The organism is Paenibacillus sp. J22R56 (genome assembly GCF_056269375.1).
Genome location: NZ_JBWDNV010000014.1, coordinates 1 through 17,470, shown reverse-complemented (window position 1 = coordinate 17,470; position 17,470 = coordinate 1). Strand labels below are relative to the sequence as shown.

General features: G+C 47.6%; 18 protein-coding genes. All 18 read left to right on the top strand.

The features are described from left to right. Positions 1-166: 166 nt before the first annotated feature. The 18 genes from AC0YNT_RS27950 to AC0YNT_RS27865 all read left to right on the top strand — a co-directional run bounded on the left by AC0YNT_RS27950 (position 167) and on the right by AC0YNT_RS27865 (position 17,381). On the top strand, positions 167-1,546 hold the full coding sequence (locus AC0YNT_RS27950) for an asparaginase (protein WP_475807570.1): 1,380 nt from the start codon (positions 167-169) through the stop codon (positions 1,544-1,546). Between the two features lie 34 nt (positions 1,547-1,580). After that, entirely contained in the window at positions 1,581-4,025 is a 2,445-nt protein-coding gene (locus AC0YNT_RS27945) for an asparaginase domain-containing protein (RefSeq protein WP_475807569.1), read from the top strand. 165 nt (positions 4,026-4,190) lie between these two features. Beyond that, complete coding sequence (locus tag AC0YNT_RS27940; protein ID WP_475807568.1) at positions 4,191-5,426, top strand: LolA family protein; 1,236 nt, start codon at positions 4,191-4,193, stop codon at positions 5,424-5,426. Between the two features lie 164 nt (positions 5,427-5,590). Further along, a complete protein-coding gene (gene alr / locus AC0YNT_RS27935) occupies positions 5,591-6,775 on the top strand; it encodes an alanine racemase (protein WP_475807567.1) in 1,185 nt (394 codons plus the stop codon). Positions 6,776-6,989: 214 nt separating this feature from the next. Beyond that, positions 6,990-7,271 (top strand): CopG family ribbon-helix-helix protein, encoded by a 282-nt coding sequence (locus AC0YNT_RS27930; protein ID WP_041613299.1) that lies wholly within the window; start codon positions 6,990-6,992, stop codon positions 7,269-7,271. A gap of 3 nt (positions 7,272-7,274) precedes the next feature. Continuing rightward, on the top strand, positions 7,275-7,625 hold the full coding sequence (locus AC0YNT_RS27925) for a type II toxin-antitoxin system PemK/MazF family toxin (protein WP_015842701.1): 351 nt from the start codon (positions 7,275-7,277) through the stop codon (positions 7,623-7,625). A 256-nt stretch (positions 7,626-7,881) separates the two neighbouring features. Then, positions 7,882-8,595 (top strand): CpaB family protein, encoded by a 714-nt coding sequence (locus AC0YNT_RS27920; RefSeq protein ID WP_475807566.1) that lies wholly within the window; start codon positions 7,882-7,884, stop codon positions 8,593-8,595. Further along, entirely contained in the window at positions 8,595-9,443 is an 849-nt protein-coding gene (locus AC0YNT_RS27915; RefSeq protein WP_475807565.1) for a CpaE/TadZ family protein, read from the top strand. Before AC0YNT_RS27920 ends, AC0YNT_RS27915 begins: the two co-directional genes overlap by 1 nt. Then, positions 9,440-10,807, top strand: coding sequence for an ATPase, T2SS/T4P/T4SS family (locus AC0YNT_RS27910; protein WP_475807564.1), 1,368 nt, complete (start codon positions 9,440-9,442; stop codon positions 10,805-10,807). The genes AC0YNT_RS27915 and AC0YNT_RS27910 overlap by 4 nt, the downstream gene beginning before the upstream one ends. Continuing rightward, complete coding sequence (locus AC0YNT_RS27905; protein WP_475807563.1) at positions 10,800-11,735, top strand: hypothetical protein; 936 nt, start codon at positions 10,800-10,802, stop codon at positions 11,733-11,735. The genes AC0YNT_RS27910 and AC0YNT_RS27905 overlap by 8 nt, the downstream gene beginning before the upstream one ends. 94 nt (positions 11,736-11,829) lie before the next feature. Further along, positions 11,830-12,702, top strand: coding sequence for a hypothetical protein (locus AC0YNT_RS27900; protein WP_475807562.1), 873 nt, complete (start codon positions 11,830-11,832; stop codon positions 12,700-12,702). A 50-nt stretch (positions 12,703-12,752) separates the two neighbouring features. Beyond that, positions 12,753-12,914, top strand: a complete 162-nt coding sequence (locus AC0YNT_RS27895) for a hypothetical protein (RefSeq protein ID WP_167282607.1) — start codon at positions 12,753-12,755, stop codon at positions 12,912-12,914. A 12-nt stretch (positions 12,915-12,926) separates the two neighbouring features. Further along, entirely contained in the window at positions 12,927-13,073 is a 147-nt protein-coding gene (locus tag AC0YNT_RS27890; protein WP_167282609.1) for a hypothetical protein, read from the top strand. Next, positions 13,070-13,495 (top strand): hypothetical protein, encoded by a 426-nt coding sequence (locus AC0YNT_RS27885; protein WP_475807561.1) that lies wholly within the window; start codon positions 13,070-13,072, stop codon positions 13,493-13,495. Before AC0YNT_RS27890 ends, AC0YNT_RS27885 begins: the two co-directional genes overlap by 4 nt. Positions 13,496-13,520: 25 nt before the next feature. Next, complete coding sequence (locus AC0YNT_RS27880; protein WP_475807560.1) at positions 13,521-14,006, top strand: hypothetical protein; 486 nt, start codon at positions 13,521-13,523, stop codon at positions 14,004-14,006. Between the two features lie 170 nt (positions 14,007-14,176). Further along, positions 14,177-15,400: a M24 family metallopeptidase gene (locus AC0YNT_RS27875; protein ID WP_475807559.1), complete on the top strand. Its 1,224-nt coding sequence runs from the start codon at positions 14,177-14,179 to the stop codon at positions 15,398-15,400. A 30-nt stretch (positions 15,401-15,430) separates the two neighbouring features. After that, a complete protein-coding gene (locus AC0YNT_RS27870; RefSeq protein WP_475807558.1) occupies positions 15,431-15,910 on the top strand; it encodes a PH domain-containing protein in 480 nt (159 codons plus the stop codon). Beyond that, the gene (locus AC0YNT_RS27865) at positions 15,903-17,381 is read left to right on the top strand and encodes a PH domain-containing protein (RefSeq protein WP_475807557.1); all 1,479 of its coding nucleotides are present in this window, start codon (positions 15,903-15,905) and stop codon (positions 17,379-17,381) included. The genes AC0YNT_RS27870 and AC0YNT_RS27865 overlap by 8 nt, the downstream gene beginning before the upstream one ends. Positions 17,382-17,470 lie beyond the last annotated feature (89 nt).

The following is a 17,470-nucleotide window of genomic DNA, read 5'->3' as shown; positions in this document are numbered from 1 at the left end:
AAATATACTAGATTTCATTAATAATGGAAGGAAAACGAAGCTAAACTCAGATAAAAACTGATGTTAACGCTTTACCGGGTTGTTTCTAAATTTGTTAATATATGTGACATGAAATAGACTGAAATTGTTGAAAAAAGATAGATAGAATAGGGAGGAAGATAAAAAAATGACGAACATTGTCAAGAGTGCGTTAGGTAAGAGGTTTGTTGCACTACTTCTTTTGCTGTCGATGATTACAGGAACGGTTGTTGTTTCGAGAAATTTGGCAAATGCTGCCGAACCTGTGCCGCTTCCTACATTTAACATTCCACCGGTTTCTGCTGAATTTGTAGCATCCGAGAAGCCTAATGTACTCGTTGTCGCGACAGGGGGAACGATTGCAGGCGCTGCAAGAGACGGCGATAAAACCAATTTCCAGAACTACGCAGCCGGCACGTATACCATGGCTGATATGGTCGCTCAATTGCCATTACATAAAACAGCAGACGTCTCTACTTTCCAATTTGGCAATAAAGGCTCAGGCAGCTATTCGATAAAGGACTTATACGATCTCTCTTTGGCAGTAGATACGGCTCTTGCTACCTATGATAGTGTAGTGGTTACAACGGGGACGGATACGATGGAGGAGATTGCTTATTTCCTTGATCTAACCGTACGCAGCGAAAAACCTGTTGTCGTAACGGGGGCGATGAGGCCTTGGGATGTTATCGGTACAGATGCTCCTGCTAACCTGTATCAAGCGATTAAAGTAGCAAGCAGCAACAAAACTAAATGGTTTGGAACCGTTCTGATGCTGAATGATGTCATTTATGCAGCGCGTGAAGTGACCAAAACAAATGCTCATCGTTTAGATACGTTTGATGCACCGATGTTTGGTGCGCTTGGGTATGTGGATGACCCGGCTGTCCGTATTTACCGTGCTCCTGCAAGAGCGATTAAAGCCGGTACAGAAGCATGGTCAACACCGTTTGATCTGAAGACGATCGCGAAGGACAACCTTCCAATTGTCGAAATTGCTTACAGCTACCAAGAAGCGGGTGGCGGTGCAATCCGTGGATTTGTAGAAGATGGTGCGAAGGGTATCGTTACGGCAGGCACGGGAGCTGGAGGTATCTCTTCCAAAATGAGCCAAGCTCGCTCAGCTGCCATTCAACAAGGTGTTGTCTTCGTGACAACAACCCGTACAGGCTCCGGAACGATGTATGACAGTGGTACAAGCAATACTATTGGTGGAGATAACCTCAACGCTGCGCATGCGCGTATGCTGCTTCTTCTTTCATTGGCCTTTACAAGTGATTTGCCTACAATCCATTCCTGGTTCCAATCATTTGGTACAGGGGATGTTGAAATTTCTGTCGACGAAAATACAGTTTTGACAACTTCAATCGAAGAAGAATCTGTCGTTGAAGAGCCGGTCGTTGAGGTTGAAGTACCGACTCCTTCTGTGGAGCCTACTGTTGAACCTTCTGCGGAACCAACACCTGAGCCGGAAAGCTCAGCACCGGTTGAAACAACTCCAGTAGAAGAGCCTGTTGGGGTTAAGTAAACAGGAATAGTATACGAAGGGAGGGTATCCGGTTATGACGGTCATAAGTAACAATCGCACATTGCGCAGATTTCTTGCACCATTATTGATGCTAGCTCTTCTCTCGGGATTCATGGGTTATGCGCGAGCTGCTGAAGAGGTTCCTCCGCAGCTGCCGACATTTGATATACCTGCGTTGTCGGCGGAATCCATAGCTTCTCCACTGCCGAATATTATGGTAGTGGCTACTGGAGGTACGATAGCTGGAGCAGCATCACGCGGCGATAAGACAAACTTTCAGAACTACGCGGCCGGCACGTATAAAATGGCAGATATGGTCGCTCAGCTTCCTACGCATAAGAGTGCTGATGTATCGACCTTTCAATTCGGTAACAAAGGCTCTGGCAGCTACTCGATGAAAGATCTTTATGATCTGTCATTGGCTGTCGACCAAGCACTTGATGTTTATGACGGCGTTGTAGTGACGACGGGCACAGATACAATGGAGGAAATCGTTTATTTCCTTGATCTGACTGTTCGCAGTGAGAAGCCGGTTGTTGTAACTGGTGCGATGAGACCATGGGATGTCATTGGTACAGATGGACCAGCAAATCTTTATCAATCGATTAAAGTAGCGGCAAGTAATAAGACAAAATGGTTCGGCACAGTTCTTATGCTCAACGATGTCATCCAGGCAGCGCGTGAAGTGACCAAATCGAACGCGCATCGCCTGGATACGTTTGATACTCCAATGTTTGGTGCGCTTGGGTATGTGGATGACCCGGCTGTCCGAATCTACCGGTTGAATGCCAGAGCGCTTAAGGCAGGCACACCAGAATGGGCTACGCCGTTTGATCTGCGCACGATATCGAAGGACAAGCTTCCAATTGTCGAGATTGCGTACAGTTATCAGGAAGCGGGCGGCGGCGCCATTCGTGCTCTGGTAGAAGACGGTGCGAAAGGGATCGTAACCGCCGGCACGGGAGCAGGAGGTATATCTGCAAAGATGAGCCAAGCGCGAAGTGCAGCCATTCAGAAAGGTGTTGTCTTCGTCACGACAACAAGGACGGGATCGGGAACGATGAGTGGTGGAAGTAACGGCGTCATAGCAGGGGATAACCTTAATCCTCAACATGCCCGTGTTATGCTGCTCTTGTCATTGGCATTCTCGAATGATTTTAATACAATCAAAGATTGGTTCGAAACCGTTGGAGCCCAAGATATCGTGATGGATGACCCAGCTCCTCCTGTATGGCCGGCAAATGCCGTGCTCTCCTCAGATGAGCAAACCAAGGAAAGTATTAAGCTAAGCTGGCCGCAAGCAACAGATTCTACTCGAGTGGCAGGGTATGCGATTTACCAAGGCTCGGAAGGGACGCCGATTACCAAAGTTGCATCCTCAGTCACAAGCTATACGGCTAAGGGGCTTTATGCGAATACATCGTATACCTATACGGTCAAAGCCTTTGATGATAAGGGCAATGAGAATGCTGGTCTAACCGGCATATTTAAGACAAGCTCATCCGGTTCGGGATCAAGTGGAGGTTCTGACTCTTCGAATAGCAATGAACTTACCGTTCCGGCTGGTGGCTCTGGGCAGCTGAGTGTCTATGACAACAGTATCACTCTCCAGGTACCAAGCGGGGCAACAAGTGAGCAGCTGCTTATTACCATTCAGAAGTTAGCGCAGACAGGCGGCTTAATACAGGCAGATGATGTCCTTCTGTCGTCGATCTTTGAAGTCGTGAAGAATAAGGCTGGTAACTTCCTCGTTCCAGTTACATTGACCTTCAAGTTTGATGTATCGCTTGTGAAGGAAGGGAAGAAGCCGTCGGTATTCTATTATGATGAATCCAAGAAACAATGGATGGAGATGGGCGGCACGGTAAGCGGAAGCCAGATCTCCGTAACAACGGATCATTTCACGAAATTTGCAGTATTTGCAGTAGATGATGATGAGCCTCCTGTTCTATTCTCCGATACCTCAGGACATTGGGCGGCAGCATCCATTAACAAAGCGGTATCTGCCGGCATTGTTAACGGTTATAGCGATGGCACCTTTAAACCTGAGCTCACTGTTACACGTGAGGAGTTTATCGTCATGCTGATGAGGGCATTGAAATTAGAAGGGGCAGGGGCAGACCTTGCTTTTACAGACTCATCTGCTATTGGTTCATGGTCGAAAACTGCGGTGTCACAGGCAGTTCAGGCGGGCATTATTAGTGGTTATCCTGATGGAACCTTCAAACCGGGCAGCCGGATCAGCCGCGCTGAAATGGTCGTCATGATCGCTAAGGCCATGAAGCTTGCTTTAACGGCGAATGCCGAGACAAGCTTCTCTGATAACGAAGAGATTCCTGTGTGGGCAAGAGGTGCAGTGAAAGCAGTAGCGGATAAAGGCCTTATCCAAGGTCGTTTGAACAATCGTTTCGTTCCGGAAGGGACGGCAACAAGAGCTGAGGCAGTAACCGTTATTATCAAGCTACTGGATTCCAAGTAATATAGAAGAGCCGCTTTGCAGGTGTGATCACCTAGCAGAGCGGCTTTTTCTATGTGTTATTTTTCATACAAGCCCCAGCTTGTCAAACTAGTCCGCATAATTGTCCAAGTTCCCTCATAGACATGTTACCAGTCGGAAAAACAATGTGAAGAGGGGATGATTGTAATGCGTCGCATGACATGGGCAGCGGCAATCTTGTTAGTGTTTTCACTCGTACTTAGCGCCTGCGGAAAGAAGGACGCCGAGTCCGTGGTCAAGGAACTCGACAAAGTGGTAAGCAACATGGAGAGCTATCAAGGTACGGGAACGATGAAGCTTCATACCGGGCAGCAGGAGCTGACGTATGACGTAGAAGTTTCTTACCAGAAACCACACTTTTACCGCATTAAATTGACAAATGCAGAGAAGGATATTACACAAATTGTCCTTCGTAATGATGACGGTGTATTCGTCCTTACACCACGTCTGAACAAAGTGTTCCGATTCCAAAGCGATTGGCCGCAAAATCAGGGACAAGTGTATCTCTATCAAACGCTGATTCAAAGCATCCTGCTCGACAACTCGCGTCAATTTGCGGTTGATGATAAATCTTACGTCTTTGATGTAATGGCTAACTATAATAATGGCACGCTCGCCAGACAAAAAATCTGGTTGAACAAATCCGATTATAAGCCTGTTCATGTTGAAGTAAGCGATGCTAATGCAGCTGTTATGGTACAGGTAGACTTCTCGAATTTTGAATTTGGACCAAGCTTTGACAAAACAACTTTCGAGACAGAAGCAAATATGAAGTCCTCACCTTCAAGCACTGGTACTAGTGATCAAGCAACCATTGCCGATCCCGATCAATCGGAAGATATGAACGGCAGCACAAATGCAAATGCCGAGGAAAACCAAGATGCTGTAACTCCGGACAAATCGACGGATGCGAAGGGTGACAGCCAAGCAGACAACAAGGCGGATGATAAGGCAACAGGTGAAGACGGCAAAAATGCAGCAACAGAAGATGAAGAAGATGCCGATGACACAGCAGCACAGCCACAGGATGAGTCGGCAAGCGAGCTTCAAGTGATGGTGCCAACTGATCTTCCACAAGGCGTAACCTTAAAAGATAGCATGGACATTGTATTTGGCGGATTGCCTGGCGTTGTATCCCGCTATACTGGCACATATGACTTCTCTATTCTCCAAACTCAGCCGAAAGATATGGCAGCTACGTACGGAGTAGAAGGTAAGTTCCTCGATCTCGGCTTTACAATCGGTGAATTGACTGGCGGAGATGATCAAAAGACTCTGACTTGGATTGTAGATGGCAATGAGCTTCGCCTCTCGAGCGCAACGCTTCCAGAGACTGAGATGATCAGGATTGCGCAATCTGTTCAAGTGGATCCAACTAAATAAAACAGACAAGAAAGTATGAAAAAGATGTTTTTTCCAAGACGTGCTATCCGATTCCGGACGCCATTTAATTGACAGCCCAAGCGACAGCGTTTAACATTATTTCTATTGATGTTTAAATGGCTCGGGTTTGTTGCGACTGCTAGGGCGAGGAGAAGGTGAACGACTTGGAATTGTATTATCGCCCGACACGGGTAGAAATTTCACTTGATGCGCTGAACCGCAATCTGCAAGCATTCCGCAGCGCTATGCCGCAAGGGCGCCTATTAATGGCTTCGGTCAAGGCAAACGCCTATGGGCATGGCGCAGTGGAAATCGCTCGTGAGGCTGAACGGTTTGGCGTTGATTATTTAGGCGTAGCCTTTTTGGATGAAGCGCTGCAGCTTCGTCAAGCAGGGATTCGGACGCCGATCCTTGTACTCGGTTTTGTACCGTCTGAAGCGCTTGCGCTTGCCCGCGATCTAGAGATTGCAATCGCCTTATTCCGAGATGATATATTAGAAGCGGCGGCTGCACTTCCTGTACACGAGGAAGGGAAGAAGCTCAACGTTCATATTAAGATTGATTCTGGTATGGGCCGGCTTGGCATCATCGGTAAGGAAGAAGCAATTGCATTTATCGACAGAGCTCTTTCCGTGCCGCAGCTTGAGGTTGAGGGGTTATTTACTCACTATGCCAGAGCCGATGAGGCGGACAAAAGCTATACGAAGCAGCAATATGAGCGTTTCCAAGCGGTTGCTGAACATATTCGAAGCCATAAGCTGCCTATCCGTATTATTCATGCGGCTAACAGCGCAGCGGGAATGGATACGCCGGAATACGGCGGAGACATGGTCAGGCTTGGTATCAGCATGTATGGCATATACCCTTCAGATGAAGTGAATCAGCAGACGATCACGCTTGATCCGGTGCTTTCGCTTAAGACAGAAGTGGTTATGGTCAAGGATGCACCGCCAGGCTGGGGCATTAGCTACGGCTCTCGTTATGTGACGAAGGATGTAGAACGAATCGGCACGCTGCCGATTGGTTATGCAGACGGCTTCAGCCGATTGATGAACGGCAAGGCACATGTGCTTGTGCGAGGCGTGAAGGTGCCTGTACTTGGAACAATCTGCATGGATCAGTGCATGATTGCCTTGGATGGCGCTGCAACTGCTACTGCTGTTGCGCCTGGTGAAGAGGTTGTTCTTCTGGGGCGTCAAGGCGATGAAGTGATTACAGCGGAGGAGCTGGCTTCCCAGCTAGGAACGATTCCTTATGAAGTGACCTGTATGGTTGCAGCCCGTGTGCCCCGCGTCTATGTGAGAGACGGGAAGGTCGAAGCAGTATCGAATCCGCTCGTATTGGGGTAGGAATTAATTACTAATTGCGACTATTCGCGGAAATAGAGGATTTTTGTTGTCGATAGCGAATATGTTAAAGCAATTTGTATATGCTCCGGGATACAGTTCATCATACAGCATAATTGATATACGCAGAACATAGATATGATGAAGTATAGTGGCAGCGTATTTAAGTAATAATGAATATTAATGGTTTTGGAAAAGTTTTGGGGGTGCTAGTTCGGTGGCCAATATGCAGAACACCAAGAGGATCATGATCAGCTTGCCGGATCAATTGTTGGAGGAGGTCGACGGTATCGTCGCGAAGGAAAATTCCAACCGAAGCGAGTTTATTCGGCAGGCCATGAAGCTGTATCTTGTGGAACGGAAAAAACGGCAGATCCGCGAGTCCATGCAGCGTGGGTATCTGGAAATGGCGAAGATCAACTTGAACATGGCCTCCGAAGCTTTTCAAGCGGAGGAAGAAGCCGATCATACGTTAGGCCGTCTCGTAAGCGGGGTGTAGAGGTTGATCGTAAAACGCGGAGATGTGTTTTTTGCGGATTTGTCACCGGTCGTCGGATCAGAACAGGGCGGAGTAAGGCCAGTACTTGTCATTCAGAATGACATTGGCAACCGCTTCAGTCCGACGGTCATAGTCGCGGCCATTACGGCGCAAATCCAGAAAGCCAAATTGCCTACGCACGTTGAAATGGAAGCGGCGGCGCACGGCTTCGACAGAGACTCCGTCGTGCTGCTTGAGCAGATTCGGACGATTGACAAGCAGCGTTTAACCGACAAGATCACCCACCTGGACGATGAAACGATGCGAAAAGTGGACGACGCTTTACTCATTAGCGTTGGTTTAATTGATTTTTAATCGCGAGAAAAAAAATAAGGACAGCCTATGCTGTCCTTATTTTTTATGAAGAAATAGTCGAATAACAACGAAATACTGCACAATTGTTCGAAAAAACCTATAGACAACTATTTAATAAATTGCTATTATATGGTCAATTAGTTGTTAAATACATATACGTGCACGGCTTAGCGAAGAACGCAAGCGGAACAGCCCTATTAGGGGCTTCTGCCTGCGTTCTTTTTTTTCGCCTGGTGGACGAGAGAAGGGAGAGAAGATGAACAGAAGGAGAAATGCAGGTATTGGCTTACTCGCCGCCTTGCTGTCAGGTTTGCTGGTGTATGGATTGTTTCAACTGCAGAAGCTGCAGGTTACCCGGCAAGAAACAGTAGAAGTTGTGATTACGAAGCAGTTTGTCGAAGCAGGCAATCGGCTGACGGAAGAGGATGTCGCATATAAGCGTATCCCCCGTGAAGGTTATGAGAAGGAAATGCTCGTTGATTTGAAGCAGGCGGTAGGGATGGATACGGTTATCCCGCTAGGGAGCAATGAGCCCATTCTAGGTTGGAAAATTGACCGCTATCATTTGCTGCCGGCAGACTCGGAGGCGACTTTTCAAATTCCGCGCGACTATATACGTTCCATTTCCAATGGCATCCGGGCAGGAGATAAAGTTACCCTGTATCTCTCGGGCGAGAATGAGCCCTCAAGGCGAATCTTTGATTCTCTTGTAACCGTAGCCTCGGTCAAATCCTCCAGTAACGTTGAGATCGACAATATGAAGGATCCTAATTTGCTGTCCTTAGCGGAAGGCGATAAAGAACGAATGTATGCGTCAAGACGCGATGCGAATGGCATGATTGAATATATTAATTTGAATTTGACAGAGCAGCAGTGGCTGCAGATCGACAGCTATTGTAAGGACGGCCTTCACAAACTGGTTATCGCTTACAGTCCGGAATCATTGCAGCTTGAAGAGGAGGATCGTTAGTGAACGCAACATCGGCACCGCTCATCACATTTATAGGGACAACGCCGAATATAGGCACAACCGCTGCAGCATTTGCCGCTGCCTTCCGAATCGCGGAAGCAAGCGGGAGGCAGGTTGGCTACTTATGTATGCATTTGAAAAGCGCTAAGCTGCATCGATACTTAGGTATCACTGAGCCAGCTATTACGCTGGACAAGCTGCGGCCGGAGCTACAATCCGGCTCCTTAACACCAGAGAAGCTGATGCGCGCGGTACAACCGGTAAGAGGGATGCCGAATTTGCATGTATTATTCGGTAATCTGATGAGGGATCAAGCGGAATTTTATTCGCCTGAGGAGATGGAGCATTTGCTCCGGGTTGCGGAGCAGACCTTCTCTATCGTCATTATCGATGTTGGAGCGTATTGGGATAATGCCGCTACCATATGCGCTATAAGGGAAGCGAGTACACGGATCGTGGTAACGACCGATGCCTTGTCTCATTTTCAAGAGGACGGTAAGCGTTGGATTTCGCAAATTTCACCGTTATTCGGAATAGCGACAGAGCAGTACGACACGGTTGTTATATATTCGCCATGGAGCACAGGAGGCTATCGCATGAAAGAGATTTGCAAAGAAATGGGCACATCAAAACTCGGGGAATTAAAGTTTGGTCATAATTTTTACGCACAGCTCGACAGCGGGCATTATGGACAATGGCTGAAGGAGGATCCGGCTGGCAAGCTTGCTATGCAGGAGAGTGCAGAACAGCTGATGGACCGGCATCATATACGCAGAATTACGCCAACAATAGCCGTTCAGCCTTGGTATCGTAAGCTGCTCACCCATCGAAATGGGGTAGGGTCTTGAGTACAAGCGGAAGCAAATTTTCTCCTTCCGATTATTCCGCCCGGCTGCGGCTGGACCAATCTTCTTCTGATCCGCTGGAACGAGGAGATATGGCAAGCCGCGGAGCTGACTTTGGACGGCTGGCCGATGAGATTAGATCCTATCTAGCGGCTCCAAGGGGGTTAACAGAAGAGGAGCGGCGACAGTACAACGAGACCTTGAACCGGGCGGTGCTCGGTTTTGCATCAGAGCGGGAGCAGGTTTTAGCGATTATAGCCGACAGGTTAATTCGTCTCCGTATTCATCAGCTAGATGGTTACAAGCATCCGTATGCAACTCTTGCTGAAGCTTTGTTTGCGGAAGTTATCGGTTTAAATGTTCTGGAGCTTGTTCTTGCAAACAAGGACGGATTGGAAGAAATCCAGGTTGTAGGCTCCCAAATCTATGAGGTGCGTGACGGTCAAACCATTGGTTCTGCTTATCGCTTCGACCACGAACGGGATGTAGAACGGATTCAGCAAAATCTTGTACTTTACAATAATGACCGTATTAATCCGCGGAAACGGTGGGCGGAAGTGATGCTGCGAGATGGTTCGCGTGTGACGATGACAGGCTTTGGATTCACATCCAAGCCAACGCTCACGATTCGATTTTTTACCGTCCGAAGCTTTAGTCTTCAGACGTTATGCACAGAGCCCTACCATACGATGAGCCTGCCGATGAAGGACATGCTTATGGATGTGTTAGATGCTCGCTTTAATCTCGTAATTATCGGCCCGACGAACTCAGGCAAGACGCATCTCATGAAGGCGCTTATTGCCGAGCTGCCGGATGAGGAACGGATCATTACGATAGAAGGACGTTTCGAGATGATGCTGGGGCGGGATTTTCCAAATAAAAATACGGTCGAATATGAGGCAGATGAGGATGATCTGCAGCATAGGGCGGAACAAGCCTTTAAGCTGGCGCTTCGCCAGTCCCCTCAGCGTATCGTACACGCGGAGATTCGTGATATGGATGCGAATATATACGTGCGGGCATGCACAAGGGGGCATTCCGGCAGTATGACGACGGTACATGCCAATACGCTTGAGGATGTTCCTGAGGCGATCACAGATATGTGCATGTTAGACGGCCGCGGCATGAATCCAGAACGGTTGACGAAGAGGATCACCGAGTACGTCACGCAAATTGGTATTGAGATGCGTTATCTTGGCGGCAGAAGGGTGATTGCCCGGATCGGTGAACTGGGCTGGTCGAGCAATGAAGTTATTGTCAGGGATTGGGCGCGATTTGATGAGGGGAGCGGGCAGTGGATTTATCCGCAGCAGCCTTCTTTGAAAGCGATGGCACGTCTGAAGAGAGGGGCTGGCGCTATTGATTAAGCTCTCAATCGCCGCAGCCGGATTATTATTATTCAGCTTGTTATTTATTGCATTATTCAACGCTTTGCTTGCATGGACAGATAATCAAGCCCGAAGGGACAGGCTGTCTTATCCCGTCAGGAATCGGCTAAGCTATCGGTTTACAGAGAGACTGAAGCGGTTCGAGAGAGTGTATCGTCATTTATCAGAGCTGCTTGAAACGCTGCAGCTTAAGCTGAAGCCATCCGGACTGATCGTGGGCTCGATACTCCTTCTGCTGGCTGGAGTTACATTAGGCGGATTTTTCTTTCAGAGCATTAAAGGAACTTTGTTGTTTGGCGTTGTTGTCGGCTGTCTGCCATACACCATTTTGCGAACGATGCTCGTTCAAAGGCAAATGCAGCTGCAGATGGATTTTTTACCGGCAATCGAACTGTTCTATCAATGTTATCTTGTGACAGGCGGCAGACAGGTGAGAGGCGCGCTTCAGCGAACCGTGGAAGAACGGAGGCTGCTTGGACCGATGCAGTCCGTGTTTGAACAGTTGTACCGCAACTTATCGGTGCGTGGTGATGATGATGCGAGTCTGCGGATTTTTGCTGGTGCACTAGGTCATGTCTGGGGAGATTATTTCATTAATATTATGCGGGTGGCCTTAGCTGAAGGCTCGCCGATAGCGGAGAGCTTGAAGGAACTGCTGATTGATATGCGCAAGGCGAGAAGGGCGAATGAACAGGAACGCAACAAATTGCTTGAAATTCGAATTGCCAATTTTACGCCTATCCTTTTTCTTGCCTTTTATATCGGGATTAATGTCCGTTACAACAGAGAGAATTCCTATTACTACTACCTGATCGATCCGCAAGGCAGAGATATGCTGCTGAATGCTGTTGTCCTTATTTTTGCCTCCTTTTTAATGGGGCTTTGGCTGTCGCGCAAAAAGATGTAGAGCTAACGCTTACGAAGCAAGAAGTGCACCGCAATTCTTTAAGCTAATGCTTACGAAGCAAGAATTGCACCGCAATTCTTTTAGGAGGGCAGAAATGGATTTGGAAATAGCGATACATCTTCTTATCTTGGCGGGAGAATTTATATTTGGTTTTATTGGTGCTTATATGATCCTTCGGTTATTGCCGAGACGACGGCCAAGATGGTTCCATCTCGAATCGCTGGATTGGAGAACGAACGAGATGCCGGATAAGTGGCTTAAACGGCTTCATTTATCGCGGGAACAGGAATCGTATATCGAACGTGCATCCCTGCTTGCAGGCTGTGGGATTACGGCAGATGCTGCATGGTATACAGCGGTTAGAAGGGGGCTGCTGATTCTCCTGCCTGCCCTCGCGGCTGTATATACAGCGCTTCGTATCCAGCAGGGAGCATGGCTTTTCTATACGTTTCTCTTGGTGGTATTTATTCTCCTCTACTGGGATTTGCCCTGGCTGCGCTCTGTAAGACGGGTTCGTGCCCAGCGGATCACGAAGGAAATTTATCTCATCAGCAATCAACTGCTTTATCTATCGGAATCGACTCTCCATATTCATTCGAAGCTGACGCGCTGCGTTCCGTTTACCCGGACTTTGCGTGGGGATCTGCAGCGATTACTCGCAGAATGGTACCACGATGCCGAGCAGGCACTTCGACGGTTTAAGCATCGGATTGGAACGGATGATGGCATGAGCTTTGTGGAAACGATTGATTCCCTACGTCTGCATGAGAGTCCGGAATATTACAGACTTCTTCGCGAGCGGATTCAAGATTACAAAGAGAAAATTGAGCTTGCCAAAGAAAGCCGCAAAGAGTCTACTTCATACTTCTTATTTGTAATAGCAGGAATCCCGATTCTGTACACCTTTCAGATTTTTATTTATCCATGGGTGCAGGAAGGGCGTAAGTTATTCGAATCTTTAGGCTGATCCATAGCTTGGTTTTCAAAGAGGAAACTCTACAAGGGAGGTGAATAAAGATGCGCAATATTTTAATGACCGTCATGCTGCTTGTTGTCGTTATCGTTTTGTTTAACAACATTATTGCGGATAACACAACAGGAACAAGCAAGCAGATCCAAACACAAGGCAGTTCGGCTAATACAAAGATTGGTTCCATGTTAAGCTCTGGCTCAAATTAAGGAGGAGCGGCATTGAGAAGTTTACTTATATCGATGCTGCTTCTAGTGACCGTTATTCTGCTGTACACAGGTATTACTGGCGGCGATGACGGTACGAAGCGGCAAGTGGAGCGTTCCGGATCAGCTATCGGCGCCTATATCCGGCAGATGAGCCCATGAGAAATATATTAGTATTTGTGCTCTTTGCTGCCATGGTGTGCTGGATGATGTTTTCCCCTATCTATAAGCATGTGCTTATCGCAAGACAGGCGGTGCTTCAGCAGGAGACTGATTATTTGCTGGAGGTTGGTGCAAGCGGGAGTTACGGCTATATTGATACAGCCATGATGGAGCAGTCAAGAAAACGTTTGGAGGCATTTGGGATGCAGCCTGAACTGGTCGATTTTGAGGTGACCGCTGATAACGGACTTATGGCGACAGATGCAGCCTCCCCACTGTCGCGCGGTACGGGGATTATGCTAAGTATGAGTTATCCTTACGAGGATTTGTTTCAGATCGATCGGTTAATCGGACTAACTCCACCGTCTCCCGGCAGTCGTATGAGGACGTTTGGGATGAAGATGAGCGAGTTCATGCCATAAGCATAAGCAAAGTCGAGGAGAGACCATGTATAAGCTGATGTTGATCGTATTAATGATGACCGTATGGGTATCTGTACATTTTCTGCAGACGGATGAGGAAATAGCGATGAAGATTCTTTATCAAGGGAAGCATGCCCTGAACCGCGCCGCTCATGCTGCTTCCCAGCAGCTTGACTCAGAAGCATTGGCGGAAGGGATTTTGCGAATAGATCCTGATGCAGCAGAAACGGCTGCTGCTTCTTATTTGCAGGCGAATCTGCAGTTAGACGCGGACGGGAATCCATTGCCAAACTCGCCTGTTCGGGAGCGGGTGAATGTGCTCGTATTTGAAGTCATTAATAACGATCATACCTTTCCTTATACGTACCGGAACGAGCAATACGATTATGCAGCTACCCTGCAAAAGCCTGGAGTTGTCCTTATCATACATGTCGTTTATCCGCGGGCATTTACAATGCTGGGACCAATTGAATGGGATATTAAAGGCGTATCGGAGCTGACGGTGAGGTAGCGAAAGCGAACGTATTTTGAATAATCACAGAGAGCTCAAGCATCGCTACTTTTTATCATTATTCATTTTAGGAGGAGGATAAGGAACGAATCCTTTCGTTCCCTGTTGACGATTGACCATAAAATTGATGTAATAAAGGGGGAATATGGAAGTTAGGAGTTGGGCTTCGAATGGATATAACAAAAGATATTTCTGAGGAAATAGTACGGGACCGCACGGACAAACTGCAGGAAGCGATGCGTGCTTCGGCGGTAGACGGATTTCTTCTCACGCAAAATATAGATCTTTATTATTACACCGGCTCTATGCAAAGCGGATATGCCTTTTTTCCGTCGCATGGGGAACCGGTCTTCTTTGTGAAAAGAAGCGTTGAGCGTGCAAAGCTCGAAAGTGACATTACAGTAAAGGAGCTGGGTGCATTCCGCTTATTTGGCGAGACGCTGGCTAAGGCATTCCCACATATCTTCAGTGGAAAAGGCAGTAAGGTGAAGATCGCCGCAGACCTCGATGTACTCCCCGCACAAACCTATCTCAAGCTATCCGAGCTGTTACAAACATCCGGCCCTTGCGCACTCGTTGACGGCTCGCCGATCATTCGACGGCAGCGGATGATCAAATCCCCCCTTGAGATCAGCAGGTTTGAAGCTGCTGCAATAACGGTAGACGAGGCACTTAACGAAGCGCTGAATTTCTTGAAGCCAGGTGTAACAGAGCTGGAATGGATGGCACGTGTGGAGTATGAGCTGCGTATAAGAGGACATATCGGATTGATGCGAATGCGCGGCTATAATCAAGAGATCGCGACAGGCATGTTTATTGCAGGTTCGGCTGCGGCTATCCCTACTTATTTCGATGGTCCCGCAGGAGGACTTGGTCTTGGAGCAGCTTCACCGCAGAGTGTCAGCCGCAGGGCCATTGAGCGTAATGAACCGATCCTGATGGATATAGGATGTTGTATAGATGGCTATGTGATTGATCAGACTCGGACAGCAGTAATTGGAGAACTGCCTGAGAAGCTTGTTCATGCCTATGAGGTTTCGGAAGCTATTATTAGAGAGGCCGAGAGGGGAATGGTACCTGGTGCTATTTGCTCGGCGCTTTACGCGAAGTCGCTGGAACAGGCAGATGCAGAGGGGCTTTCCTCACATTTTATGGGCTTTGGCGCAGATCAGGCTAAATTTTTGGGGCATGGTATTGGACTTGAGATTGACGAATGGCCGGTGCTTGCGAAAGGCTTCGATATCCCGCTTGAAGCTGGGATGGTTATTGCAGTCGAGCCGAAATTCACTTTTCCTGGTGCTGGTGTTGTTGGCATTGAGAACAGTTATTTGATTACAGAAGGAAGTCCTCGAGCTTTAACGTTTACCAAAGAAGGATTAATCAAGTTGCCGTAAGCATTTGGTAGACTGGGGAGGCTTCGTAAAATGTATCGTGTATTATCCAAGAGACTGCATCGTGACTACATCACTGTATATCGTATAAGCTCGTTCTTTACGCATCTAGTGCTTTATCTTCTTGTTATTACTTATATTACGTTTGCAGCATGGAAGCATTGGACGTTTATACCGGGTTATATCGGGCTGGTTGTTGTCAGCTTGTCGGCCTTTTTATTTATTAGTCTAATCCCTCAAGTGAAATACCGTAGGTTCAAATATGAGCTGTTTGACGAGGAGCTTGAAATCCAGTCGGGGCTTATCATTATTCGTAATGTACTTGTCCCGATGGTACGTGTGCAGCATGTGGAGCTGGAGAGCGGGCCGCTTATGCGCCAATATGATCTTGCAAGTGTGGCTGTAGTAACAGCTGCTACGACACATCGAATTAGCGGGCTCAAGCAAAGTGAAGCACAGCGGTTGAAGAGACAAATTGGTCTGCTCGCGAAAGTAGATGATCCTGATGATTAAGCGGCATAAAGCTCGCAGGCTTCATCCGATTTATATTGTTTTTCCGTTGTTTAATACAGTGAAAGGCTTGCTACCGCTGCTTATTATTACCCTGCTGCAGGGAGTCAACTGGTCTTCATTAAATGGCTACATCTATTTAGGCATTCTGGCTGGAGTGACGTTACTGCTTTTTGCTGGATTATGGGGATGGCGTAAGTTTTCCTTTACGCTTGAAGAAGATCGAATTGTCATTCGTAAAGGGATCCTGTTTCGGGATGAGAAGACGATCTACTTTGGCCGAATCCACTCCGTTAACCTGGAGCAGCCGCTGCTGCAAAGGCTGCTTGGCGTTACACAGGTTAAGATCGAAACACCGGGCGGGAATAAGAAGGCCGAAGGTATTCTTGCTGCATTGTCCGAGCAGGATGCAAAGCAATTGCATAGGCTGCTTACGTCAACTGAACCGCAAAAGGAAGCTGCCGAGCAGTCTGGCGACATAAAGCATTCACCCTTTCAAGATCTAAGTACAACGACGCATGTCAAATTAAGCTCGGGGCAGCTGCTATTAGCTGCTGCGACATCCCTTAACTTTGGCCTCGTAGCTGCATTTATCGCAGGTATGATCTCGTTGGCGGATGACTTTATTAATGAATTGGCTCCGAATTTATATTCAACGATCTACAACAAATCAACAAGTCTTAATCCCGATTATATGTTTATTGCAATTATGGCTGTTTCTGCGCTTGCACTAGCATGGCTGCTTTCGCTTGTTCTTTACCTTATCAAGTTTGCAGGTTTTACCGCGGAAAAGCGCGATGAGCAAATTGCGATCTCTTATGGCATTCTGGAGAAAAGGATCCACCACTTTGATGCTAAAAAAGTGCAGGCAGTTATTGTGCAGGAAGGTCTTGTTCACCAATGGATAGGTTACGCGCAGATCCAATTGCAAGTGGTCTCCTCAGATAAAACGGAGCGACTGATGCTGCACCCTTTTCTGCCTATATCGGCCTTGCAAGAGACAGTTGCTCATTTTGTACCTCAGTATACAGTGAACGAGGTAACAGAGACAGCTCCGCGGAGAGCTTATTTTGATTATATCTGGAAGGCACTTCTCGTTACTTTCTTTGTTTGTGCCGTTCTCATTGGCCTTTTCCATGATAGAGGGCTGTGGTCGCTCATTTTAATTCCAGTTACTGCACTTTGGTGCTGGAGCTGTTTATCGGCTGCTGGTATGAGGCTGGAGCATGGCCAGTTAACTCTCCGCAAGCGAAATTTAGCGAGGATTACTTGCTACATGCGCAGACCACAAATTGTTTCGATGAACATCGGAAGGACGAGAGGGCAGCAGCGCAGGCAGCTCTTGTCGGTCTCAGCCCATGTGCTTGGCAGCTTGCAGGCGTATCGGGTATTTTGCTTGGAGCGGGCAGATGTGGAGCGAATCTGGCGCTGGTATAGCAGAAATAAGAAAATAACTCTTAGGCCCCCTAATTAAACTGGAGTACTCCCTTCCAATAAATTAAACTTAGGACAAGGGAGATGATCCAATATGGGAGGCAGAAGATTAGGTGAAGACATACAGCT